28 protein-coding genes are annotated in these 24,257 nt (G+C 55.4%); 6 read left to right on the top strand and 22 right to left on the bottom strand.

Translation table 11 applies throughout. The features are described from left to right. Window positions 1–13: 13 nt before the first annotated feature. Window positions 14–1,090, bottom strand: a complete 1,077-nt coding sequence (locus FOT55_RS08980) for an LLM class flavin-dependent oxidoreductase (RefSeq protein WP_141997791.1) — start codon at window positions 1,088–1,090, stop codon at window positions 14–16. 622 nt (window positions 1,091–1,712) lie between these two features. Here FOT55_RS08980 and FOT55_RS08975 point away from each other — a divergent pair. Then, window positions 1,713–2,129 carry a hypothetical protein gene (locus tag FOT55_RS08975; protein WP_060432890.1) on the top strand — a complete coding sequence of 139 codons (417 nt, stop codon included), beginning with the start codon at window positions 1,713–1,715 and terminating at the stop codon, window positions 2,127–2,129. 43 nt (window positions 2,130–2,172) lie between these two features. On the opposite strand, the gene FOT55_RS08970 is transcribed toward FOT55_RS08975, so the two are convergent. From FOT55_RS08970 to FOT55_RS08950, 5 genes are all read right to left on the bottom strand, one after another. Next, window positions 2,173–2,766, bottom strand: a complete 594-nt coding sequence (locus FOT55_RS08970) for an ATP-dependent Clp protease proteolytic subunit (protein ID WP_060432889.1) — start codon at window positions 2,764–2,766, stop codon at window positions 2,173–2,175. 45 nt (window positions 2,767–2,811) lie between these two features. After that, entirely contained in the window at window positions 2,812–3,141 is a 330-nt protein-coding gene (locus tag FOT55_RS08965) for an SRPBCC family protein (protein WP_025302474.1), read from the bottom strand. Next, window positions 3,138–3,452: an ArsR/SmtB family transcription factor gene (locus FOT55_RS08960; RefSeq protein WP_049295409.1), complete on the bottom strand. Its 315-nt coding sequence runs from the start codon at window positions 3,450–3,452 to the stop codon at window positions 3,138–3,140. The genes FOT55_RS08965 and FOT55_RS08960 overlap by 4 nt, the downstream gene beginning before the upstream one ends. Before the next feature lie 110 nt (window positions 3,453–3,562). Continuing rightward, the gene (locus FOT55_RS08955; RefSeq protein ID WP_025302472.1) at window positions 3,563–3,988 is read right to left on the bottom strand and encodes a universal stress protein; all 426 of its coding nucleotides are present in this window, start codon (window positions 3,986–3,988) and stop codon (window positions 3,563–3,565) included. A 147-nt stretch (window positions 3,989–4,135) separates the two neighbouring features. Further along, window positions 4,136–4,654 (bottom strand): hypothetical protein, encoded by a 519-nt coding sequence (locus tag FOT55_RS08950; protein ID WP_089180784.1) that lies wholly within the window; start codon window positions 4,652–4,654, stop codon window positions 4,136–4,138. 236 nt (window positions 4,655–4,890) lie between these two features. Between FOT55_RS08950 and metQ the strand changes: the two genes are divergently transcribed. Beyond that, a complete protein-coding gene (gene metQ / locus FOT55_RS08945; protein ID WP_147823377.1) occupies window positions 4,891–5,706 on the top strand; it encodes a methionine ABC transporter substrate-binding lipoprotein MetQ in 816 nt (271 codons plus the stop codon). A 46-nt stretch (window positions 5,707–5,752) separates the two neighbouring features. Here the strand turns inward: metQ and FOT55_RS08940 are convergent, their stop codons facing one another. The 5 genes from FOT55_RS08940 to FOT55_RS08920 all read right to left on the bottom strand — a co-directional run bounded on the left by FOT55_RS08940 (window position 5,753) and on the right by FOT55_RS08920 (window position 11,188). Then, window positions 5,753–6,517, bottom strand: a complete 765-nt coding sequence (locus FOT55_RS08940) for an SDR family oxidoreductase (protein ID WP_147823376.1) — start codon at window positions 6,515–6,517, stop codon at window positions 5,753–5,755. A gap of 139 nt (window positions 6,518–6,656) precedes the next feature. Next, the gene (locus FOT55_RS08935) at window positions 6,657–7,577 is read right to left on the bottom strand and encodes a sugar ABC transporter substrate-binding protein (protein WP_043141597.1); all 921 of its coding nucleotides are present in this window, start codon (window positions 7,575–7,577) and stop codon (window positions 6,657–6,659) included. A gap of 65 nt (window positions 7,578–7,642) precedes the next feature. After that, window positions 7,643–8,683, bottom strand: coding sequence for an ABC transporter permease (locus FOT55_RS08930; RefSeq protein WP_049204184.1), 1,041 nt, complete (start codon window positions 8,681–8,683; stop codon window positions 7,643–7,645). Window positions 8,684–8,698: 15 nt separating this feature from the next. Continuing rightward, a complete protein-coding gene (locus FOT55_RS08925; protein ID WP_025302466.1) occupies window positions 8,699–10,183 on the bottom strand; it encodes a sugar ABC transporter ATP-binding protein in 1,485 nt (494 codons plus the stop codon). A gap of 75 nt (window positions 10,184–10,258) precedes the next feature. Continuing rightward, the gene (locus FOT55_RS08920) at window positions 10,259–11,188 is read right to left on the bottom strand and encodes a sugar ABC transporter substrate-binding protein (protein WP_025302465.1); all 930 of its coding nucleotides are present in this window, start codon (window positions 11,186–11,188) and stop codon (window positions 10,259–10,261) included. Between the two features lie 484 nt (window positions 11,189–11,672). Here FOT55_RS08920 and FOT55_RS08915 point away from each other — a divergent pair, with 484 nt between their 5' ends. The 3 genes from FOT55_RS08915 to dcuR all read left to right on the top strand — a co-directional run bounded on the left by FOT55_RS08915 (window position 11,673) and on the right by dcuR (window position 14,966). After that, window positions 11,673–12,515: a class I fructose-bisphosphate aldolase gene (locus FOT55_RS08915; protein ID WP_025302464.1), complete on the top strand. Its 843-nt coding sequence runs from the start codon at window positions 11,673–11,675 to the stop codon at window positions 12,513–12,515. A 125-nt stretch (window positions 12,516–12,640) separates the two neighbouring features. Next, entirely contained in the window at window positions 12,641–14,254 is a 1,614-nt protein-coding gene (locus FOT55_RS08910) for a sensor histidine kinase (protein WP_147823375.1), read from the top strand. Further along, window positions 14,247–14,966 carry a two-component system response regulator DcuR gene (dcuR, locus tag FOT55_RS08905; RefSeq protein WP_004940959.1) on the top strand — a complete coding sequence of 240 codons (720 nt, stop codon included), beginning with the start codon at window positions 14,247–14,249 and terminating at the stop codon, window positions 14,964–14,966. The genes FOT55_RS08910 and dcuR overlap by 8 nt, the downstream gene beginning before the upstream one ends. Window positions 14,967–15,003: 37 nt before the next feature. Here the strand turns inward: dcuR and FOT55_RS08900 are convergent, their stop codons facing one another. The 7 genes from FOT55_RS08900 to fabV form a co-directional block, all read right to left on the bottom strand. Continuing rightward, entirely contained in the window at window positions 15,004–15,339 is a 336-nt protein-coding gene (locus FOT55_RS08900) for a hypothetical protein (protein WP_025302462.1), read from the bottom strand. A 33-nt stretch (window positions 15,340–15,372) separates the two neighbouring features. Further along, window positions 15,373–15,798 (bottom strand): hypothetical protein, encoded by a 426-nt coding sequence (locus tag FOT55_RS08895; protein WP_049204176.1) that lies wholly within the window; start codon window positions 15,796–15,798, stop codon window positions 15,373–15,375. Window positions 15,799–15,859: 61 nt separating this feature from the next. Further along, a complete protein-coding gene (locus tag FOT55_RS08890; protein ID WP_043141607.1) occupies window positions 15,860–16,159 on the bottom strand; it encodes a hypothetical protein in 300 nt (99 codons plus the stop codon). Between the two features lie 170 nt (window positions 16,160–16,329). Further along, a complete protein-coding gene (locus tag FOT55_RS08885; protein ID WP_072008265.1) occupies window positions 16,330–16,569 on the bottom strand; it encodes a hypothetical protein in 240 nt (79 codons plus the stop codon). 227 nt (window positions 16,570–16,796) lie between these two features. Next, a complete protein-coding gene (locus FOT55_RS08880; RefSeq protein WP_025302459.1) occupies window positions 16,797–17,012 on the bottom strand; it encodes a helix-turn-helix domain-containing protein in 216 nt (71 codons plus the stop codon). A 7-nt stretch (window positions 17,013–17,019) separates the two neighbouring features. Beyond that, a complete protein-coding gene (locus FOT55_RS08875) occupies window positions 17,020–17,583 on the bottom strand; it encodes a DUF2975 domain-containing protein (protein WP_025302458.1) in 564 nt (187 codons plus the stop codon). A gap of 157 nt (window positions 17,584–17,740) precedes the next feature. Continuing rightward, on the bottom strand, window positions 17,741–18,940 hold the full coding sequence (gene fabV, locus FOT55_RS08870) for an enoyl-ACP reductase FabV (protein ID WP_025302456.1): 1,200 nt from the start codon (window positions 18,938–18,940) through the stop codon (window positions 17,741–17,743). A 200-nt stretch (window positions 18,941–19,140) separates the two neighbouring features. Between fabV and FOT55_RS08865 the strand changes: the two genes are divergently transcribed. Continuing rightward, window positions 19,141–19,977, top strand: a complete 837-nt coding sequence (locus FOT55_RS08865; protein ID WP_049209429.1) for an aminoglycoside phosphotransferase family protein — start codon at window positions 19,141–19,143, stop codon at window positions 19,975–19,977. Between the two features lie 38 nt (window positions 19,978–20,015). Here FOT55_RS08865 and FOT55_RS08860 read toward each other — a convergent pair whose 3' ends face one another. The 4 genes from FOT55_RS08860 to FOT55_RS08845 form a co-directional block, all read right to left on the bottom strand. After that, window positions 20,016–20,366 carry a DUF4377 domain-containing protein gene (locus FOT55_RS08860; RefSeq protein WP_025302454.1) on the bottom strand — a complete coding sequence of 117 codons (351 nt, stop codon included), beginning with the start codon at window positions 20,364–20,366 and terminating at the stop codon, window positions 20,016–20,018. 135 nt (window positions 20,367–20,501) lie between these two features. Continuing rightward, a complete protein-coding gene (locus FOT55_RS08855) occupies window positions 20,502–20,921 on the bottom strand; it encodes a hypothetical protein (RefSeq protein WP_230201378.1) in 420 nt (139 codons plus the stop codon). Window positions 20,922–21,275: 354 nt separating this feature from the next. Beyond that, window positions 21,276–22,508 (bottom strand): hypothetical protein, encoded by a 1,233-nt coding sequence (locus tag FOT55_RS08850; RefSeq protein WP_141997780.1) that lies wholly within the window; start codon window positions 22,506–22,508, stop codon window positions 21,276–21,278. Between the two features lie 675 nt (window positions 22,509–23,183). Then, on the bottom strand, window positions 23,184–24,242 hold the full coding sequence (locus FOT55_RS08845; protein ID WP_147823374.1) for an acyltransferase family protein: 1,059 nt from the start codon (window positions 24,240–24,242) through the stop codon (window positions 23,184–23,186). Window positions 24,243–24,257 lie beyond the last annotated feature (15 nt).

Here is a 24,257-nt window from a genome sequence, read left to right as displayed (position 1 = left end):
TATTCGGCCTGAGTCAGGCGAAATATTTCGTGGCGATCTCTTGCAATGCGCGATGGCTTTCGCGCACGGGTTCCAATTCATCCAAATGATCGAACCCCATGACATGCAACACACCGAATCCGCCAGACAGCGATTGCATTTCTTCTATGCGTTCACGAACCGTCTCCGGCGATCCAAGGAGCCAGCAATGCTTGGCGCAATACTCGACGGTGACTTCACTGTCGGGGACATCCGGGTGATGTTTGAACAAACCAAGCGCCTTGTTACCGGCGATCATCGGCAAGTAATCCTCACGAAAGTAGCGTCCCATTTCGCCTTCGACAGCAAGCCGCCATGCTTGCGCATCTGTGTCGGCGATCAGAATAGGACGACTGACACGCCATGTATCCCTGGCCGGCGGAACCCTTCCATTCAATGCGGCGCCCTCTTCAACAACTTGCCAATGGGTATGGAGATACTGAGGCGTAAAACAAAAGCTGATAGGGATCCAGCCATTACGACCGGCAATCTTCAACGTCGAGGATGAAGGTGAAAGACCGGTCACGCCTACTGGCGGATGGGGTGATTGATAGGGCTTGAGGTGATAACCGGAGGTTTTATCCCACTGATCCGCCGGCCGACGCGCTGTCCAATACTTACCTTTAAATTCGAATGGCCCATCGCTATTCCAAAATCGCATCATGATCGCTATCGATTCTGCCGTCATCTCCCGATGCACACCTGACTTATGATCTATGTCGAACATGTCGAGATCCAAAGTGGTACCGCTGGCGCCAATTCCCACCATTAATCGCCCCTTAGATATATGATCCAGCCAACAAATGCGGTGAGCCAACTCGGCTGGATGATGAAACGGCAGCATAAAGGCGCCCGGCGCCAATTTTATGCGCTCAGTCTGCAAAATGGCTTGAGCGATGAGCAAATCTGGAGAAGGGCACGGTTCAGCCGGCATCGTATAATGCTCGCCAATCCAGGCCTCATCGAAACCGATTTTGTCCAAAAACCTCAAGGTATCAAGATCGTGGTAATGCCCATCGTGCAACGAGCGATAACGCGGATGTGCCGGCATTAAAAATGCGCCAAGTTTCATGTTCGATTATCTCCTTGAAGCGTAAAATCCCGATTAGCACGTGATATACGGCAAATTGATATTCAACCCATCAATTTCATTCAAATTAAAAATGAATTAATGCTTAGATATTATTAAATCGTAAAATTAAACACCAAAAAAAGTTAACCACGAAAAGTTAAGATGATTATTGAACATTGCTTTTCCCTTAAGTATATAATTGTATAGACAAGGCAATGGCAACACGGAATTGCTTAATTTGTGATCAATAACAAATTCATAACAATTCGTCATGCAGAAAAAAAGACATTACTGGTTCAAAAAAAGAGGCAAAGTGAAGTGTGCAAAAGCGTGACAAAAAATGGCTAACCACACTGTTAAATAAAGAAAAAACAAACATCCCCGTGTGAATGATTGTGAGAAAGATGAAACATTTTCCCCAACTTGGTTTATTAACAGAAGCAAACAACCAAATGAAATAATTAGAATGATACGTATTTTTAATTATATGGTATTCGAATGATTAAACAAAACTGCATTTGCAAATATTATGAATTATATTTTCATTTGCGCTTTACCCATTTAGTATGGGAAAGGCATTTTCACCAAACATCAATATAATAAATACCCATGGAGAAATATCTTGCAAAATAAACTCCCCATCCTCGCGGGCATAGCCACAATTATCGGCACCCTCTTCGCTGGTTATTCTGCCTTTTCATCTTCAACGGAAACACGCAGTCAGTTCGTTAATGGCAGCGCGAATACGACGATTGGTAGTAATAGCGGAAATATCACCATCACTAACACACCGGGTGAAAAGGCGCCTCAGCTAGTGCTGAAGCGGCCGATGCCTTTAATTGCTCAACCCAATATGGGTAACTTGTTGGAGCCCACCAAACATATTTGCCAGCTCATCGCCGGCACACAGGTCGCATTGACAGGTAAAAGCGCTGCAATGGACATCGGCAATGCGGAATGGAAAGAAATCTCCATCATTACCGGCGAATGTGCCGGTCAGCGTGGCTGGATCACCTCAACGGCGCTCACCTACCAATAATCGAGTGATATTGCCCCCTTCATTCCGCTATCGGAGCCGACACTCACCGCGCCCGCAATACCCGATCGATCAATCCCCAGGCCGCCGCTTCGTCGGCGGTCATAAAGCGATCGCGATCCAACACCCGCTCCACTTCCTCTTCGTTCAGGCCGCAATGTTGGGCATACAACCGGATCACCCGGTCTTTGGTGCGTTTCATTTCCTCTGCCTGGATCAGAATGTCGGACGCCTGCCCCTGAAAGCCGCCCAGCGGCTGGTGCACGTGCAGGCTGGCGTTGGGCAGCGCCATGCGGTGCCCCGGTTCGCCGGCCATCAGCAGGAATGAGCCCATCGAACGCGCGGTGCCCATGCACAGCGTATGCACCGGCGCGCGGATATACTGCATGGTGTCGTAAATCGCCAGCCCGCTGGTGATCGCCCCACCCGGCGAGTTGATGTACAGGTGGATCGGTTTTTCCGGGTTTTCCGCCTCCAGAAACAGCAACTGGGCACACAGCATTTCGGCCACGTCGTCATTGACCTCACCGTTAAGGAACACGATCCGGTCGCGCAGCAGGCGCGAATAAATATCAAAGGAACGTTCTCCCCGGCTGGTCTGCTCCACCACCATCGGGACGAGCATCATCTTCTCACGCATCGGTGAACTCCTGGGTTGGCAACAAAGAGAAATGTGTTTAACGCGTCAGGCGGCGCGCATCATCATCGTCGGGCCGTCGTTGACGGCGTCGAGCCGGTGGATCACCCGCAACAGGCTGCCGCCGCCGGCATCCGGCACGATCTGCAGGGTGACGACGCTTTCGAGAAACGGCGGCTGGTCGTCGCGCAGGCGATAGCTCACTGCTTCGCCCGGCGTGGTGGCCAACGGCTCGGCCTGCGCCAGATCCCCCGGCGGCAGCCACTGCTCGCGCAGTTCGGGAATACTGAGCGCCCGCCACACTTTTTCCGGCGGCGCCTCGAGCGCATACTCCAATACCAGCCGATCGCGCGGCGGCGGCTCAACCCGTTTATTCATTGATCCATATCCTTCAGCAAGATTTGCAGCGCGTCGATGCGCGCCGGCCAATAGGCGCGGTACTTCGCCAGCCACTGGGCGATCTGCGCCAGCCCGTCCGGGTCGACCTGGTAATTAACGCAGCGCCCCTGCTTCGCCTCACGTATCAGCCCGGCATTGCGCAGCACCGCCAGGTGTTGCGACATCGCCGACTGGCTGATGGTCAGCCCTTCGCGCAGCGCGCTGGCGTTCATGCTGCCGGCGGCAAGTTTGTCGAAGATGCCGCGGCGGGTCGGATCGGCCAACGCCTTGAAGATGTCATTTTCGTTCATACAAACACATTAGTATTTACTTATGTATTATGCAACCGAGTAAGGCATTTTTTGCTGCAAAAGAAACTCCGCGCTGCAGCGCGGAGTGAATGGAAGAGGCATGATCGCGTTTATGAGCGGATCGGGATCACCAGCACGTCGATATTCAACTGGTTGATGGCATTGCGGGTGGAAGAAAACAGGTTGCTCCACAGATCGTGGTGATGGCCGAACACCAGCAGATCGATGTTCTTGTCCACGACTGCCGTGCGCAGTTCGTCAACGAAGCCGCCGCGCCCAATAATCACTTCCGCGATCGGGTAATTGACGTTTTGCGTGGTGGGCTCCAGCTCTTTGCGGATCTTCTCTTCGAACGGCACGCCGTTATCGCTGCGCTCCGAAAAACCGATCGCCGCGTGGTAGGTGTCGTAGTGAACGTCGACATAGATCAGCGAGAGTTTGGCCTGCAGCGCCTCCGCCAGCCGCGCCCCCTTTTCGACCAACCGTTTGCCGTCATCGCTCAGATCGGTGGCGATGACAATATGGTGGTAACACATAGCGCCTCCTGTCATGGACTCGGTAGAGCCGAGGCTCCGATATCACGTCAGGGTCATATCGTTATGGTTAATTTTAGTTCAGAAATGGCCCGTATGACGGGTGGCGACGCGGTGGGAAAGCCCCGTTGCCGGGGCTGAAGGCAAAAATTACTTCTCGCGCTGCGCCTCAAACCAGACGTTGCACAGCGACAGGATCAGCGTGTTGGCGTCTTTCACCAGCACGTTATCGCCGGGCACCCCATCGGTGCCCTGATCGGTAATGCCTTTGATGGTGGTATCCGCATGCTGAATGGCCACGCGTTCGACCGACGGCGTGCTGATGCCCAGCATCGGGAAATCGATGTAGGAGCTGCTGCCGGAATTGTCCTCGACAAACTCCTGCGCTTCTACGGTGCTGACGGTGGCCCCTTCGCTTTTCAGCGCCGTGCCGTTCCAGCTGAATGCATCCGCCTTATAGCTGATTTTGCCGCCGATCAGGCTCTGCGCCTGCTGTTGATCCCAGCAGCCGGTGGTCTGGGTCGGCACGATCTTGCTGACGCGCCAGTTGCCCAGCAGCTGTTTAGGGATCGGTCCGGTATCGCTCTCCGCCGCCCGAACCTGAGTCGCCGAGACGCAGGCCAACACCACCAGCGGCAGCAGCGCCTTGCTCCAAGTGTTCAATCGCATTGTCTTTTCCTTCGTTTCAGTACCCAGTCTGCCCTTGCGGGCCAACGGCTATCATAATAAGCCCGTCGATTCGCCGTCAAAGCAATCCGCACCGCGCCGGGCAGCGGCCGCTCATAGCTAATCGCTATGAGTCATAGTGAATCAGTATTTTGTTTTAGCCCAGCGATTACCTACAGTCACTGCCACTATTCTGCCCGCCAAAATTAGCAGGCAATGTTGACAAGGACCCTGGGAAAATGACATTTACGCTGAAAAACCTCACCCTGGCGCTGGCCGCCGCCGGCACGCTGCTGCTGACCGCCTGCGGCCCGACCGCACAGGACGCTCACCACATCAAGGTCGGCATCAGCGCCGGCATCGATCAGTCGCTGTGGGCGGTGGTGCAGAAAGTGGCCAAGCAGAAATACGATCTGGACGTGGAGGTGGTGACCTTCAACGATTACGTGCTGCCGAACGAAGCGCTGAACAACGGCGATCTGGACGTCAACGCCTTTCAACACAAACCGTATCTGGACAAACAGATGCAGGAGCGCGGCTACAAGCTGGCGGCGGTAGGCAACACCTTCGTCTACCCGATCGCCGGCTATTCGAAGAAGATAACCGCACTCAGCCAACTGCCGGACGGCGCGCAGGTGGCGGTGCCGAACGATCCGACCAACCTGGGCCGCTCGCTGCTGCTGTTGCAAAAACAGGGGCTGATTACTCTGAAAGACGGCGTCGGCCTGCTGCCGACCGCGCTGGACATCGTCAGCAACCCGAAAAAGCTGAAGATCGTCGAGATTGAAGCGCCGCAGCTGCCGCGCGCGCTGGACGACCAACAGGTGACGCTGGCGATCATCAACACCAACTATTCCAGCCAGATCGGTCTGTCGCCGGCGAAGGACGGGCTGTTTGTCGAGGACAAAAACTCGCCTTATGTCAACATCTTCGCCAGCCGCATCGACAATAAAGACAGCGAGAAAGTGAAGGATCTGGTCAAGGCCTATCAGACCGATGAAGTGGCGGCCAGCGCCACCGAAATCTACAAGGGCGACGCCGTCAAAGGCTGGTAACGCCTCACGTAGAGCCCGTGGCACCCGGCCACGGGCCATGCCAACCTCAGCCGCGCTGGATGGATACGCCGCCGTCCACCAGCATCGCGGTGCCGGTGACGAATGAGGAGGCGTCAGACGCCAGATACAGCGCCGCCTGCGCGATCTCCTCCGGCATCGCCAGCCGCTTCAGCGCGTGCAGTGCGGCCACCTGCGCCAGCGCCTCCGGGGTATTGCTCATCTGCCGGCCCATCGCCGTATCGGTGCCGCCCGGCAGCAGCGCGTTCACCCGAATGCCGCGCCCGCCGAACTCCACCGCCAGCGCCTGCGTCAGGCCGATCAGCCCCGACTTGCCGGCCGCATAGGCCGCCGTGCCGGGAAACGCCGCGGTGTGGCCAACGAAGGTGGAGGTGAAGATCACCGAGCCTGCGCCGCGCGCCAGCATGGCGGGGATTTGATATTTGGCGCTGTAGTAAGCGCTGGACAGATTGGTTTCCAGCACGTCGCGCCATTCTGACGCGCTGTGCGCCAGCGATGGCCCCAGCGGCCCCAAGGTGCCGGCGTTGTTGAAGGCGATATCCAGCCCGCCGAACTCATCGACGGCCGTCGTCGTCAACCGTTCGGCGAAGGCTTCGTCGCGCACGTCACCGGCTACCGCCAACGCCCGGCCGCCCTCGCGTCGAATGTCCTCTACCAGCTCGGCCAACAGCGGCGCGCGCCGGGCGCCCAACACCAGCGCTGCGCCCTGCCGGGCGAACAGCAGCGCCGCCGCTTTGCCGATCCCCGAACTGGCGCCGCCGATCACCGCCACCTTGCCGTTTAATGCGTTCATCGCTCATCCTCACGCGGTTTAAAGATCCTCAGTGTGAGGCAAGATTCGGCGCCGCGCTGGCCGCAAGCGGACATGTAACTGGCGCCAATAAGAAAGGCGCTGCAAGCAGCGCCCCGGCAACGCGAACCTGGCGGTTAACTTACGGCCTGGCCGCATATTTCCCCTGATTGGCCGGCGTCACCAGCTCGAACGGGATCCAGTAATACGGCTCGAGTTTTTCACCGTTGATCATGCGCTGCGCCACATCGACCGAGGCCTTGCCCTGGCCGACCGCGTCCTGGAACACCGTGACCTGCATCTTGCCGGAGGCCAGCGCCTTGAGGCCGTCCGGCGTGGCGTCGATGCCGCCGATCAGCACTTTCTTATCCGCCTTGCCCGCCTGCTGCAGCGCCATGATCGCACCAATCGCCATCTCGTCGTTGTTAGCGGCGACGATGTCGATCGCTTCGCCGTTGGTAAGCCAGTTCATCATCAGATCCATGCCTTCACTGCGTGAATAGTTGGCGCTTTGCTTCTGCACCACCTTCATTTTCGGGTACTTGGCCACCACCTGCTCCACGTCTTTGGTGCGCTGCAGCGCGCCGGCGTCGGTCAGGTTGCCGATCATCACCGCCACGTTGCCCTGATAGTTAGCCAACCGCGCCAGCTCTTCCATCTGCAGCGTGCCGGACTCCCGCTCGTCGGAGCCGACGAACACCACGCCCTGCGGCAGTTTGGCGTCGCCCGGCGTGCGGTTCACGTACACCAGCGGCACGCCGGCGGCCTGGACCATTTTGGTCATCACCGGGGTGCTGGCCGAGTTGACCGGATCGACGATAATCGCGTCCACCCCGGCGCTGATAAAGCTCTGCACCTGATCGGTCTGGCGGCCGACGTCGCCGCGCGCGTCTTCGAACTGTACGGTAATGCCGCGCGCCTTGGCCTCCTTGTCGATCGCCTGGCGGATAATGGTGAGGAAGTTCTGGTCAAAATAGGCCATCGATACGCCGATGGTTTGCGCCCATGCCGAAGTGGACGCACACAGCGCCACCGCCAGCCACAGCCCTTTCAGGTAATTCATCATGTGTTCCCCCGGGTAAAAAAACGCCGCCGGCCCACCTTGGCGCCGGCGGCAATTCACGGCAATCAGTGTTTTTTGCGGTTGCGCCGCATGTCGATAGACACGGCGGCGACGATAATCACGCCTTTGATAATGTCCTGAATGTAAGAGTCGACGCCGATAAAGGTGAAGCCGCTTTTGATAAGGCCGAGGATCACCGCGCCGATCAGCGTGCCGGTAATGCGCCCGACGCCGCCCATCAGGCTGCTGCCGCCGATCACCGCCGCGGCGATGGCGTCCAGCTCGTACGACATCCCCATGCTCGACTGGCCGCTGCTGACGCGCGCCGCCAGCACCACGCCCGCCAGTCCCGCCAACCCGCCGGCGATGGTGTAAACCGTCACCAGATATTTGTTGACGTTGATGCCGGACACCCGCGCCGAGGTCATGTTGCCGCCGATGGCGTAGATGTATTTGCCGTAGCGGGTGTGTTTGAGCGCGATATGGAAGATCACCGCAATCACCAGGAAGATGATCACCGGCATCGCGCCCTGGCCGATTGACGTGAAGCCGTCCGACAGGAAGCTGACCGGGTTACCCTTGGTGTAGTACTGCGCCAGACCGCGCGCCGATACCATCATCCCCAGCGTGGCGATGAACGGCGGAATGCCGGTGCGGGTGATCAGGAAGCCGTTGATAAAGCCGCAGACGATGCCCACCCCAATCCCGGCGCCGATCGGGATCGCCGCCGGCAGATCGAGCAGCCCCGGATACATCGGCGAGATGCTGTCCGAGGTCTGCGCCAGGCTGGCCGCCACCACCGCGGTCAGCGCAATCAGCGAGCCGGAGGAGAGATCGATGCCGGTGGTGATGATCACCTGGGTGACGCCCACCGCGATGATGCCGATGATCGCCACCTGCAGCACGATCAGCAGCAGGCGGTTCGGGTTCAGCAGGAACGACTGATCGCGCATGTACCAGCCGAGGATTTCGAAGATCAGCGCGATGCCGATCATCACGATGAAGATACCGGTGTCCTTCGGCATTTTGCCGCTCAGCCCGGAGAACAGCCCTCCCTTGCCCGTTGAATCTGCGGAGAGCGGCTTCTCAATCTTTACGTTACTCATGATGTTCACCCTTCGTTATTCTGAGGCCAGCGCCAGGATCTTCTCCTGGTCCGCGTCGTCTTTGTCCAAAATGCCGGTAATGCGGCCGCCGTGCATCACCATCACCCGGTCGCTCATGCCGAGGATCTCCGGCAGTTCGGAGGAGACCAGAATGATGGCGACGCCGCGGTTGGCCAGCTCGCTGATCAGGCGGTAGATTTCCGCTTTCGCCCCCACGTCGATGCCGCGCGTCGGTTCGTCGAGGATCAGGATTTTCGGCTGCGCCAACAGCCAGCGCGCGATCAGCACCTTCTGCTGGTTGCCGCCGCTGAGGTTATTGATGATCTGATCCATGGTCGGCGTTTTGATGTTGAGCTTTTTGATCTGATCCATGCAGTCTTTGGCCATCTGCACATGGCTGACGAAACCGTTCTTGCCGATGTATTCCGACAGGTTGACGATGCTCATGTTCTCGACCACCGACAGCACCAGAAACAGGCCGGATTTCTTGCGGTCTTCGGTGAGAAACGCCAGCCCGCTCTCGATCGCCTTCGCCGGGGAATCCACCTTCACCGCCTGGCCTTCGATAAAGATCTCGCCGCCGTCCGCCGGGTGCATGCCGAACAGGCTTTCCATCACTTCGCTGCGCCCGGCGCCCACCAGCCCGGCGACGCCGAGGATCTCGCCGCGTTTGACGCTGAACGACACGTCATGAAACCAGCCGCTGCGGCGCAGCCCCGCCACCCGCAGCACTTCCTCGCCGATATTGTTGTTGAATTTGGGGAACATCTGCGTCAGTTCGCGCCCCACCATCATGGTGATCAGCGACTGTTTGGTCAGGTTTTCGGTTTTGTCGCAGGCGATGAAGGTGCCGTCACGGAAAATGCTCACTTCGTCGGTGATGGCGAAGATCTCGTCCATCTTGTGGCTGATATAGATGATGCCTTTGCCCTGCTCGCGCAGTTCACGGATGATGGCGAACAGGTGCACCACTTCGCCTTCGGTCAGCGCCGAGGTCGGTTCATCCATGATCAAAACGTCGGCGTTGTAGGACACCGCCTTGGCGATCTCCACCATCTGCTGATTGGCGATGCTCAGCTCACCCACCAGCGTATCCGGCTGCAGTTTGATGTTCAGCCGCGCCAGCAGCTCGCGGGTCTGTTCGTTCAGCTGTTCGTGGTTGACGAACCCCAGCCGCGCCGGCTCGCGCCCCAACCAGATGTTTTCCGCGACCGTCATGTCAGGCACCAGGTTCAGCTCCTGGTGGATCATGGAAATGCCCGAATGCAGCGCCTGCAGCGTGTCGCTGAAGGTGACCGGCCGGCCTTTGATTTTGATCGAGCCTTCGTCCGGGTGGTAGATGCCGATCAAGCATTTCATCAGCGTCGATTTGCCTGCGCCGTTTTCCCCCATCAGCGCGTGCACGCTGCCGGGTTTGATTTTAATCGAGACCTTATCCAGCGCTTTGACGCCGGGGAACTGCTTGCTGATGCCTTCGGCCTCAAGAACATAAGGGTACATACCGCTTACCTCCGCACTGACCCACGTTTTCCGCCGCGCTCGCCCCACACCGGCGCCCGCAGCGGGCTTCAAGGCTTATTTCTTGTTTTTATCGGCGAATTGCTGGTAATTGGCCTGGGTGATCAGCTGGTAAGGGATCAGCACGTTGCTCTCCACTTTCTCGCCTTTCACCAGCTGAACGGCGGTTTGCACCGCGCCCTCGCCCTGGCCTTTGGCGTCCTGGAACACGCTCAACGCCAGATCGCCCTTCTTGATGAACTCCAGCGCGTCCGGCGTGCCGTCAACGCCGGCCACCAGCACGCCGGATTTCTTGGCTTGCTTCAGCGCCAAAATAGCGCCGATGGCCATTTCGTCGTTGTTGGAGGCGATGGCGTCAATCTGCTGGCCGGACAAAATCCAGTCGGTGGTGACGTCCACGGCCTCTTTACGGAAGAACTTGGCGGTTTGTTTGTCGACTATTTTGATGCCGGGGTAGTTGGCCGCCACCTCTTCCACGCCGCGAGTGCGGTCGCGCGTGGCTTCGCTCGACAGCTCGCCCATCAGGATCATCACGTTGCCCTTGCCGTTCATCAGCTTGGCCAGCTCTTCCATCTGGAGCTTGCCGGCCAGCTTGGAATCGGAGCCGACGTAGGCCATGCCGGCCGGCAGCGCCACTTCCGGCTTGCGGTTGACGAACACCAGCGGGATCTTGGCCTTCTCGGCCAGCTTGATCATCGGCTTGACGCCCTGGGTATCCACTGGGTTGAGGATGATGGCGTCGACGCCCTGGCTGACGAAGTTTTCGATTTGTTGAATTTGCTGCGCGATGTCGCCCTTGGCGTCTTCGAACTGGCCGCTGACGTTGCCGTCGGCCTTCATTTTGCTTTGCATCGACTGGCGCAGAATGGTGAGGAAGTTGTCATCGAAGTAAGCCATGGAAACGCCGATCTTGATGTCTTTCGCCAACACGCTGGCCGGCAGCATACACATCAGTACCGAGGCGGCGATCAGTTTCTTCAGCTTCATGTTCGTTACCCTTTAATCGTTAGAATGAAGAGGTCTGTTGGTTGACAGCTAATGAAAAATATTTTTTACATTCAAACAACAATACGGTCGGTGTTATCCCTTTGATACGGCGAAATTACCGCGTTATCGCCGTATTAAGGCCGTGAAAAAAATGGTGATCGATATCTCAAAACAGATTAAAAACAATCAATTGAAATAAACCCCTGGCACAGCAAACGGCGTCTTTATCGCGTTTTTAAATGTTTATTTCATAATTTAGATTATTGAAACTTTTTAACCCAAACAAGCGAAACATGCATTTTGGAATGGCTTATTAACAAAAACATGACACGGATCTAACAAATGAAATGAAAGCCACCGGCGAGCGTTCCCCTTTCGTGCGCCGGCAAAAACTGCGAGCGGCTACGCAGTTTGCGGTTTCCGCGTTTCCCGACCATTCTTACTCGGCAATAATGGACATATCCCTATCTCAGGAGGACCTGACATGCAGCTCAGCAGTAAGGTGCGGATGAACCGCCTGTTCAACAACGGCAAGTGCCTGGATGTGGCGATCGATCACGGCATCGCCAACGAACCGGATTTTTTAATCGGCCTGGAAGATATCGAACGGGTGATGGGCAACCTGATCGCCGCGCGCCCCGACGCCATTCAGGTCAACTACGGCCAGGCGGAGCTGCTGCAGCGCGCGCCGCAGCGCGAAAAGCCGGCGCTGGTGCTGCGCACCGACGTCGGCAACGCCTATAACGCCGCGCGCCACCGTGAGATGTGGGCGGTGTTGCACAACCCGGAAGCGCCGATCCTCGCCGCGCTGCAAATGGACGCCGCCGCGGTGGTGGTCAATCTGTATATGATCCCGGATGAACCCGGCATTTTCCGCCAATGCGTGGAGAACATCGGCCGCCTGCGCCACGCCTGCGATCGCTACGCCATGCCGCTGATGATCGAACCGCTGGTAATGGCGCCAGCCGGCCAGGGCGCCGCCTACGGATCGCTGGGTGACGTGGAGAAGATCGTGCCGCTGGTGCGGCTGGCGCGCGAGCTGGGTGCCGACATCATCAAGGCCGATCCGACCGATCGGGTGGAGGATTTTCACCGCGTGGTGGAAGCGGCGCGCTGCCCGACGCTGGTGCGTGGCGGCGGCAAGGGGGAGCTGGGGCCGGTGCTGGAAAAATCCGCCGCGCTGATGGCCCAGGGCGCTTCCGGCATGGTCTATGGCCGCAACGTTTACCAACACAGCAATCCGTCGCAGGTGGTGCGCGCCCTGATGGCGATCATCCATCAAGGTGCCAGCGGCCAACAGGCGCTGGAGCTCTACCACCAGCAATGACCCGCTTTTGTAACTAAAATAACCCCTCCGCACCCCGGCAGCATGCTATAACCTGCTGCCGGTAACTGCAGCTTGCCTCATTCCTCGCTAGAATACGCCGTGATATCGCCATTCGGAGAACCGCCATGCCAAAACAACGGGTGCCGCTCAAGCTGAGCACCTCCATCACGCTGATGGTGTCCGCCATCATCGCTTCGGTGCTGCTGGTGGTGTTCGCGCTGTTTTTCGTGCAGATGAGCCGCGAGGGGCAAGATCAGCTGCAGCAGAAAGCCATCGCCGTCGCCAATACGCTGGCGCTCTCCAGCACGGTGGTTGACGGCCTGCAGCGGCGCGACCAAAGCGGCGCCATTCAGCGCTTCGCCGAGCAGGTGCGCCATCAAAACGAGCTGCTGTTCGTGGTGGTGGTGGATATGCAGGGCATCCGCTATTCGCACCCCAAACCCTGGCTGATCGGCAAGCATTTTATCGGCGACGATCTGGCGCCCGCGCTGCAGGGCAACGTCAACAGCGCCATCAACCGCGGCACGCTGGCCCCGGCGCTGCGGGTGTTCGTGCCGGTGTATGACGCGCAGAAACAGCAAATCGGCGTGGTAGCGCTCGGCATCGCGCTGGACACCGTGCAGCGGGTGGTGGCGGAAAGCCGCTGGATCATCTATTGGACTATCATCTTCGCCGCGCTGGTCGGCAGCCTGGGCACCTTCTTCCTGGTTTCCGCGCTCAAGCGCATCATGCTGGGTTTCGAGCCTTACGAAATCTCCAACCTGTTCGAACAGCGCAACGCCATGCTGCAATCGATTAAAGAAGGCGTGATCGCGGTCGATAATGAATCCCGCATCACCATCGTCAACGACGAGGCCAAGCGCCTGCTGCGCCAAAGCGGCCCGGTGGAAAACCTGCTGCTGGAAGCCGCCAGCAAACATTGGCCGGCGCAGCTGCATCTGGCGGAGGTGCTGGCCAGCGGCAAGCCGCTGCGCGATCGGCAGATCAGCTTCAACGGCAGCGAACTGCTGACCAATACCGTGCCGGTGATCGTCAATGGTCAGGTGACCGGCGCCATCGCCACCTTCCGCGACAAGACCGAGGTCAGCCGCCTGCTGCAGCGCCTGAGCGGCATGGCGCACTACGCCGATGCGCTGCGGGTGCAGTCGCACGAATTTATGAACAAGCTGCACGTGATACTCGGCATGCTGCACATGAAGGCTTATCAGCAGTTGGAAAACTACATCATCAATACCGCCAGCAACTACCAGGAAGAGATCGGCGCGCTGCTGCGCAAAATTCACTCGCCGGAAGTGGCGGGCTTCTTCATCGGCAAAATCAGCCGCGCCCACGAAGCCGGCGTTGAGCTGACCATCGAGGAGACCAGCCTGCTGCCGGAAACCGACGACGCGGAAACGACGCACGTGCTGATCAGCGTGCTCGGCAATCTGATCGAAAACGCCATCGACGCCATCGACGGCGTTGAGGGCCACGAGATCGGCCTGAGCTTCCATCACCACGACGATCAATTACACTGTATCGTCAGCGACGACGGGCCTGGCATCGATCCGGCGATCGGCGCACGCATCTTCGAACACGGATTTTCCACCAAGGGAGCGGGACGCGGCATCGGCCTGGCGCTGATCCGCAGCCATCTGGAGAAACTGGGCGGCAGCATCGATTTCGAATCAGAACCGGGCGAGCTGACCCAATTTTTCGTGCACCTTCCCTATCAGGCCAAGAGCAGAGCCCATGATTAACGTACTGATTGTCGACGACGACCCGATGGTGGCAGAGCTAAACAAATACTACCTGAGCCAGGTCGGCGGTTTTCACTGCCAGGCGACGGTCGCCACTCTGAGCCAGGCGCGCGCCCTGCTGGCCGATGCCAGCGTCAGCATCGATCTGGTGTTGCTGGATATCTACATGCAGCAGGAGAACGGGCTGGATCTGCTGCCCGGCCTGCGCGAGCTCGGCGAGAAGACCGATGTGATCATCATCTCCTCCGCCAGCGACGTGAACACGGTGCAAAAAGCGCTGCACTACGGCGTGGTGGATTACCTGATCAAGCCGTTCCAGTTCAGCCGCTTCAAAGAGGCGCTGAGCCACTACCGGCAACAGTCGCAGCTCTTGGCGCAGCGCGAGTTTTCGCAGGCCGACGTCGACAGCCTGCTACGCCGCCAGCCCGGCGGCCAGGAGAGCAAGAAGCTGCCGAAAGGGCTGACCAGCATCACCCTGAGCACGGTGTGCGAGTGGATCGAACAGCAGCACGACAGCGAATTTTCCACCGACAACCTGGCCAACGCCATCGGCATTTCGCGGGTGTCCTGCCGCAAGTACCTCATCTATCTGGCGGAGAGCGGCATTCTCGGCACCCGTATTCTGTACGGCGCCACTGGCCGACCGGTCTATCTGTATCAGTTGAAACCGGATGCGATCGCCATGCTGAAAGAGCATTGCCGCCCGGCCTAAACGACGCCAGGCGCTGCAAGCGCCCGGACGTTGAAGGCTAGAAGTTGTGCATGTAACACTTCGCCTCGGGGTGAGGATCTTTCGAGTGTCTGCGCAGGCAACGCTGCTTTTTCTCCTGCTGTTCCAGGTTCCGCTGCTGCCGCTCGGCGGCCTCTGCTGCCTCGCGCTGCTGTTCCCGTGCAATCGCCTGCTCGTTGACCAGCGTCAGGTTATCGACATTCCACACCTTGTGACGCAATGCATCACGCTTTTTCTGGTATTCCTCGGTGATCTTACTGTCCTTCGGCGCCGCCGCATGGTATTCCAGATCCACCCGCGCCTGCGCGAAGCTGGCGCAACACAAGGCCACGCCGGTCAACACTATCATTTTCATCGATAAACTCCTGACAAGTCCCTGTTCTCATCTTTAGCAATTCAGCGGCCGACCATTCAGCCAGGCCCGGCAATATGCGCCGACAAACGGCCGATGCGGCCCCATCAGGGACGTCCGGCGCAGACGCAGCGACAGGCAGCGAACAATATCGGCTCCCTGTTCGCAGGCCGATCGGGCGCTCTGGTGCCCCTGCGCAGAACGTCTCGCCGTTTTCTGTGTTTGCAACCACATTTCCAACGCTTCCCGCTCCGCACGCAGCCGCGCCAGCTGCATGCGCTCCGCCTGAATCTGTTCAGCCAACCAAATATGCTGCAACAAGCCATCCAGCCGCGCCGGGCATCCCGCCGCAGAGGGACTTTCCGTCGAGGCGCCGGGCGAGGAATGGCGATCGATGAACGCCTGACTGCAAAATGAGGCCAGCAGCGCCAGCGCCGCAGCGATTAACGAGGGTATTTTCAATACACAAGCTCCATGAATAAGCCGACTAGGGCGCGCCACGAAAAATGACGCAGAGAACCGTTCAACAGCCATTGAGTGAAGACATATGAGGCTCTGCGGGATCGGGCGCATGTTGCCCTCCCGTCGCCGGCGTTTTCGCGTTTTCGGCAGCGCATTCCGCCAGACGCGCCAAGGTTTCAGCCTCGTTCTCCGTGGGTGGTGTCGGCACCGCCATCTCTTGTCGCAGGCCATGCGCCAGCTCTTTCAATTTCTTCTGAAACAGCACGGGAGAAACTCCCTCGCATTGCCGATCGTAACGGGCCGCATTTGCTTGCAGACTCAACAACGACATTATCAACATGGCGACAATACGCTTTGCCATTGAAAACTCCTGTAATGATGTCTAGGTATGTCGATATAAATTCAACAAGCAGAGATTCATCGTTTAAAGATAAATAACGCATCGGAAAAACAGAGTAGCGAATTAATAATAAACCGCTCCATAATATCTCTGAGATAACGTCTGGCGCCACGCTGAATAAAGAGTGGCGATTAGCGCCCCCCTATTTTCGACCAGTCCAGCGTACCGCCGATACCGACCCGGCCTTCATTCAGCACGGAAGCGGCGGATTCGCCGGCGATAATACGCTGTTTTTGTTCTCGCGTTGCGGGCTGCGGTGCTCCCCAATTCCCCCGATGAGTGGAGGAGGATGAGGATGAAACAGTGGGGTAAATGGCACTGCATCCGTTTAATACCAGACACAATGCCAGAAGATAATTACGCCATGTCATACTATTCCCCTTAAAATAACGCCATTGGTAGTGACGGTAAATGAAAAATGAGTTTATTTAGTTTAATAACGTTCGCCGCATGCCATCGCCAGCGACAAAAAGAATACGCAAGTGTTAATCACCCGTTATTTTAATTAACCTGAATAAAACAAATATCGCTCAATAAGATAACGCTAATCGCAGAAATGGGCCAGCAGGTTCAGCGCACTTCCGAGTGCGCTGGGATCTTACTCTTCGCCGTCCGGCTGCCAGGCCAACAGATCGCCAGGCTGGCAGTCGAGAATGCGGCAGATCTTGTCCAGCGTTTCCAGCCTGACTCCCTTGACCTTGCCGTTTTTCAACAGAGACAGGTTTTGCTCGGTGATCCCCACCTGCTCCGCCAGCTCCTTTGAACGCATCTTCCTTTTGGCCAACATGACATCAAGACTTACGATTATTGCCACTCTATTCTCACACGAAAGAAAGCTGTTCTTCATTCAGCCGCAACGCTTCCAGAAATACCCGGCTAAATACCAGGATTGCGCAGCCTACGATCAGCGAGCGCACCGACTCGCTATTGACGCCATAATAAAGGATAAACAGCATTTTTTCATCGGCGGTCAATACCATCACCTGCAGCAGACCGGCTAACGACGGGAACAACACATCGACGATCAGCAAGATGCCGATGATCTGCAACAGCACCATATTGTTGCGATGCCACACGTTGCCGCGGAAAAATTGATAAAACAGCCCGGCGCCGCACAGCAGCGCGCTGTAATAGGGCAAATAACCGAGCATGTCGATAAGCAGCGTGGCGAACAGCGCCCAGCGTTGCTGCGGGATCGCGTAGGCAAGCAGCTCCGGGTAATATTCCCGGTAAGAGGCGACGATATCGCGATAGGCTACGCCCTGCAGCCAATCCCGCACAATGATGAACATCTCAACGCCGGTGCTGACGATCAGCATCGCCATAATGAGCAAACACAGACAACGCACGTACAGCGGCAGATGGATCCTTGGCGCAGCGCCCATAATTTTCTATCCCTTAATCAACAGCAATAAATTATCGTAAAACGATAATTTATTGCTGTCAATGATCAAGTGGACTGATGAGTCAGACGGTGGGCGCCAATGCGCGGGCAATAAAAAAGGCCGGGCTAACCCGACCTTGTTTGACTGCTCGACGCGCTTAGACCAGTTCGATCACGTCGAAGTTGGCTTCGCCGCTCAGATCGGCATCGTAATCAACGCCCTGCAGACCGAAGCCGAACAGGCGCAGGAATTCCGCCTTGTAGCCCTGGTAATCGGTCAGTTCGTTGATGTTATTGTCGTTCAGCTGCTGCCAGATTTCACGGCAGGTTTCCTGCACGGCATCGCGCAGTTCCCAGTCATCCAGGCGCAGACGGTGTTTCTCGTCGGTGTCCGGCGCCGCACCGCTGTACAGCTTGGTCGCGAACAGACGCTGGATCTGCTCGATGCAGCCTTCGTGAATGCCCTGCTCCTTCATGATTTTGAACACGATGGAGATATACAGCGGCATCACCGGAATGGCGGAGGAGGCCTGAGTTACCACCGACTTGAGCACCGCAACGTAAGCCGCGCCGCCTTTGGCCTGCAGCTTCTGGTTGATGGCCTGCGCCGCGCGATCCAGATCTTCTTTCGCCTTGCCCAGCGTACCGTGCCAGTAGATTGGCCAGGTCAGATCGGTACCAATGTAGGAGTAAGCGACAGACTGCGCGTTATCCGCCAGCACGCCCGCTTCGTCCAGCGCGTCCATCCACAGCTGCCAGTCCTGGCCGCCCATCACCTTCACGGTGTCGGCGATTTCTTGCTCGTTGGCCGGCTCGACCACGGCTTCAACCAGCACGTCTTTGTTGGTGTCCAGCGCAACGGATTTGTACGGCTCGCCGATCGGCTTCAGTGCGGAACGCACCACTTCGCCGGTTTCCGGCATTTTACGCACCGGCGAAGCCAGCGAGTAAACCACCAGGTCAACCTGACCCAGGTCTTTTTTGATCAGATCGATAACGGTCTGACGGCACTCGTTGGAGAATGCGTCGCCGTTGATGCTTTTCGCGTACAGGCCTTCTTCTTTAGCTGCCTTGTCGAAACCGGCGGAGTTGTACCAACCGGCGGAACCGGTTTTGCCTTCGCTGCCAGGCTTCTCGAAAAATACGCCGATGGTGGCCGCACCGCTGCCGAAAGCGGCATTGATGCGCGAGGCCAGACCGTAACCGGTGGATGCACCAATGACCAGCACCTTTTTAGGCCCGTTTTTCAGTTCGCCGCGCGACTTAACGTAGGCGATTTGCTCACGGACGTTGGCTTCACAGCCTGCCGGGTGAGCGGTGGTGCAGATAAAACCACGAATTTTAGGTTTGATAATCATAGTAATTTTTTCTTGGTAGCTAAAAACCGAAGGACAATATACCTGATTTTCTCGATATACTTAAGAAAGTGCGAAAACAAGCGCAGTGAACAGACCAGTCGGGGCCGCTCCCTGCGCCAGTGAAGGAGCCGTACCGGGTGAATGCCATTCCCAAAATACATGCCGATGAGGCCGAAATCTCTCTCCCCCATGTCCGAGCTATGCTCGCCGAACAGTTCCCGGCCTGGGCGGCGTTACCCATCGAACTCGTCACCACCGGCGGTACCGACAACGTGATGCTGCGGCTCGGCGACGCGCTGTTCATTCGCCTGCCGCGTACCGCCTCGGCGGCCGAAGCGCTGGCGCGCGAGAACCGCTACCCCGCGTTGCTGGCCCCTCATCTGCCGGCACCGATTTCAGCGCCGTTAGCCCAGGGCAAGCCGGATGACGCCTATCCTTTCGCCTGGAGCATCGGCCGTTGGATCAGCGGTCGCACGCCCGCCTGCGGCGAATGCAGCCCGGCGCTGGCGACGCAGTTGGGCGAATTCGTACGCACGCTCCATACCATCCCGACCGCAGACTATGAGATCACCGCCTATCGCGGCGGCCCGATCAGCGCCAGAGATGCCCTCACGCGCGAGTCTATCGCCCAGTGCGCCCCTCACCTCGATGCCGCCGTCCTGCTGCGGACGTGGGACAATGTGAGCCAGGTGCGTGAAAACACCGCCGGCGCATGCTGGCTACATACGGACATTCAACCCGGCAATTTGCTGGTCGACAACGGTGAACTGGCGGCGGTGATCGACTGGGGCGGCATCGCCATCGGCGATCCGGCGGTCGATCTGATCGTCGCCTGGAACCTGATGGGGCCGGAAGCCCGCGAACATTTCCGCCGAGCGGTGAAGGTGGACGATGAGACCTGGCGTCGCGGTCGCGCCTGGGCGCTGTCGATTGGCGTTATCGCTTACGCCTACTATGTCGATAAGGAACCTTTGCTGACGCGCACGTCACGCTACCAGCTGAAGCAGGTCGCGGCGGAGATGGGATTGACGCTATAAAACAGCAGACCGGACGCACTTCGCCCGGTCTGCAATCATTACGCCTTGTTCTTTTCCAGCTGCTCAATCAGCGTATAACGCAGCGACGAGGCATCGGCCGGCACGTTCTCCACCGGGGTAACAAGCACTTTCAGCCGATACTGATAACCCGGTTCGAAGGTGAAACCCTCGATGCCGGTATAGAACAACTCCCACGGCTGCTGCGCGGAGCGACGCACCTGCATGCACTTCATCGGGCCGACGCCCACGCAGTCCACCAGCGCGCTGTTCACCAGCAACACTTCCGTTTGGCCGCCTTTCTCATTTGCGGGCTGATTCATCGAGGTTCCCTCCTGGCTGCAGCCGGCCAATGCGGCCAACGCAACAAATAACAACGCTTTGATTTTCAATGCACTGCACCAATAGTCATGTAGGTCAGGCGATCCTAACAAATTGACTGGATGAATTGAACCTTGCTCCGTATCACAGAGGCGACATTATTCGCTCGCGCTTATTCTCCAAACTCATGCGTTACAGGACAGAGGTCATGACGGTACGCTGTCGTTTTTATCATCGGTATCAATGAGAAAACCGGCATCACGAATCGCCGCCCTCACCTGCCTGGCGTCCATCACCGCCGTTTTCACATAGCCAAAGAATGCCACCCGCGCGCCGGGCAAACGGACTGGCGTCGCCAGTTGGGCACTGAGTTCGCGATTGCGCTGCGCCATCTGCTCGGCACGCGCCTGCCAAAATGCAGCCGGTTCGGAGGGAGTTTCAGTGGCGGTTTCGAACCGAGACGCCAATTCGCTTAGCGCCTCCCACTCCGCCAACAGGGCGGCAACCACTTCAGGATTAGCCACCTGCCCCCAGTCAGAGGGTAAAATCCCCTCACGCCACGCCTCAAGGTAGCCGGGCAACGCCCTCTTCAACCGACTCAGCCGATCGTTCAACGCAGGTTTCATTTTACAACGCCTAATGTCTTGATATTCCCCATAATGTCACTCTCGCTTAACCGGTGATGGGAGCAATGACCGGAGCTTATCAGCGCCATAGATGACGTAATGACTTTTAGTGCGGCTAAATTAGCGATATGTGCGGGTGGGGATGGAGATCGGGTTGGTGGCTGTGATTCGAAAGAGGAGCGGGGATTGTTGCTGGCGAATTAAGAGGAATTTACTTATAAATCAATCACAAACAAAAACTGAATACGATACCTATATGTACAAAAGAATGAACACATCTCTATAAAAATACAAAAAACCCCGGATTCTCCGGGGTGAATGATTAAATCAATAGAAAATTAATAGGAGGGAAGGTTATTTTATGGATTCTTTTATCCCATACATGTTCCGATCGCTATCCATCGAAATCCCACCGGGGAACTGCTGAACAGCGTTGGGCCCAGACGTTGCCACATAGTCAGTATTTGAGGGTCTCCCCTCGAAGTACCTCTGGCTAGAGTCATTAGGAAATACAACAGCATTAATCATATTATGGCCTGCGTTATTCCCCCATTTGAGTTGTGCTATTTTATTGTTATGGAGTTGAAGATTCAGGTTATTAACACCAGAATAAGACTCATCATCACCTATTTGAACACCATAAGTTCTGTTGGCATAAAATGTTCCTTGTACGATAGAATCATTAGAACGCAGCAGCAAACCTACACCTTTATTGGCCTCACTTTCAATCCCATAAGCAAGAATATTTGCCCCTGACTCAGTCCTCATGCCATTACCGTTAGCATATAGATGGGTATTAGTAAGCATTAGACCTCCGCCGCTATAAAAGCCCTCCTTATGCAGAACATCAATCCCCCACCCTCCATTGTTAGCAGCAATCATCCCAGAAACGATCGAATCATGCGGTCCTCGCATCGTCCATCCATTACCTTTATTGCTAATTAATTTTACTCGAGTAAAGTAAGACTCCATTGCATCATTTTCATCTGGATGAACAGAACCGCTTGGAATAAATTGAGTAACTAATGCATCTCCAGAGAACCGCTCGATTGATACATCTTCAAGCCAGAACCATAAACCATATATTTCAACACCATTAACGCTGGCTTTTTTTCCATCACCACCATCAATAGTAATGTCTTTTATTTTTATGTATTTAACACCAGGGAGGCTTTTTCTATCACCATCTAATGGCGATGCAATTTTCAATGCATTTTTTTCGCTCAGGCTTGATAGTTTTTCATAGTCAGCACTTTGAATAATAGGCCCAGAAGAAGCCGAGGCTAATTTCAACTGAGTTCGATAGATTCCAGAACCGATAACCTGGGATGCATTATCAATTACAATGCAAGGTGACGCACTGCAAGTCCACACGCCTGGCGAAAACTCAATTGCTTGCCCAACACCAAGCTTTATTGTAGATTTAATCTCACCCGGTTCATTGGCTTTGATAGTAATTTTCTTGCCATTGGCGGCAATTATCTCTTTATTAATAATGTCGCCAACATCTGCCATAGAAAATGCATATGCATAATTAGCCACCATAAACGGAATAATTGATAAAAAAGACACATACCCCTTTGTCATTGTTAGACATCCTTTTAACTTAAATTTGAGAGCCAATAATTTAATGATAGATAACAAAATGTCAACTTCAAAATACTTCAAGCGTCACATTTATCGAGATGTTAGCAACACATCACCATTACTAGCATGGCCTGTCTATCCAAAGTTCGCTCGTCCCCAAATACACCATTACGAGAATTATTTCCTGGTGATGTGATGCTAAGGTTCCTGTGCATCCGTGGTTACAGTTGACCGTCCCCATTGCCGTACTAGTCCTAATGCGGATTCCTGATAACCATTGACCCTATCCCAAAATCAGTGCAGTGCTAAATCAGAGAGGAGCTCAAAAGTAGGTATTGGCGTCCGCGATGTTCTTAGCATTTCTGCGGCCCCCTCAGCGCGATCTGCATCGTCAGATACTCCCACTGCTACTACTTTCGCCTCACGACTAAACTTAAACGCGGCATCAGTCGACTGAGCTGCGCTATCTGCAGACTAGCTACTCTTTGCTTCGTCTGTTGCTTGTTGCGTACTGCGGGCTCCCAGCACAATGTTTTTGCCAACGACGCCATCCACGGGCAATCCTTCAGATGACATAGATGGCCCCCGAAATAATTCAGATTATGAACTGGTTGTTATAATTGGGGCGCGGACAAAAAAGCCCTGAATTACCAGGGCTTACATTGAAGTTATTATTTATTGCACTGCAAATTTAACCTCTGCCTTTCTTATGGTTTTTTTTCTTAATTTCTCTGATTGCCTTTCAACGGCTAGATACATTAAGATGCCAAATCCTATCACGAAAGCAAAAGCCATAAATAACTTAACCGGGGTTAAGTCGGTTCTGTCTAGCGCCCAGAAAATATAGTTATACAAATAAATAGAAAACGAGCACTTCCCTACAAATGCTACACTGCGCACAACGTGCGGCACACGCTTTCCTGAGAACCGATTAATAAGTGATGCCATTAATAATGCAAAAACCGATGAAATCAACACTTCATATAGTTTAATCTTGTTATTAAAACCATGCCCTTTGTAGAAAAGAAGCAATACAAATAACGCGATCAATATCCATTGAGCTTTCAATTTTCTTATAAATGAACCTATTCTGTTTTGATATATGGCGCAAAGCCACCCCAAAACGAAAAGTGAAAGGTAAGATGGAATACCCCATGTTAACAATTGATTCTCACTGTAAACATTAATCAAAATACTAACAGCAAACACACTGACCAACAAAACAACCCTTCCCAAAACAGTGGTAAATAAAACAACCAGAGCAGGGAGAATTAAATAAAACTGCATCTCAACAGCGAGCGACCAATAAACCCCACTAATTGAGAAAAATGTCTTTTCTGAAAAATTGTGAATAAATAAAGCATGGGATATTACATCAAAGACCCCTGTAGGTTTTGTTGCAATGCCAAAACCTCGAATTAGAACAAACCAAACCGCGATTGATATGTAAAATGGAATAGCTATCCGCAAGTATCTTTTTAAAAAATAGATGCCATACTTCTTTGCTGAAAAGCCACTTGAAAATGCTTTTCCACTTGACCCAGCCATACAATAGCCTGAAATTACAAAAAACATTCCAACGCCGATCCACCCGTTACCAAAAAGCCCCATCACATCGAAGCCGAATGGTAGCGGTCGGCCTAAAGAACCGGACCATAGGAAAAGGTGAAAGGCGGTAACGAGCATAACCGCTACACCTCTAAAAAAGTCAATAATATCATTGCGCTGAGACATGTCATTTCCTTTAGT

The sequence above is a fragment of the Serratia bockelmannii genome, from assembly GCF_008011855.1.
Taxonomy (GTDB): Bacteria; Pseudomonadota; Gammaproteobacteria; order Enterobacterales; family Enterobacteriaceae; genus Serratia; species Serratia bockelmannii.
Note: the sequence above shows the minus strand (reverse complement) of the source record. Positions and strands in the feature narration are given on the sequence as shown.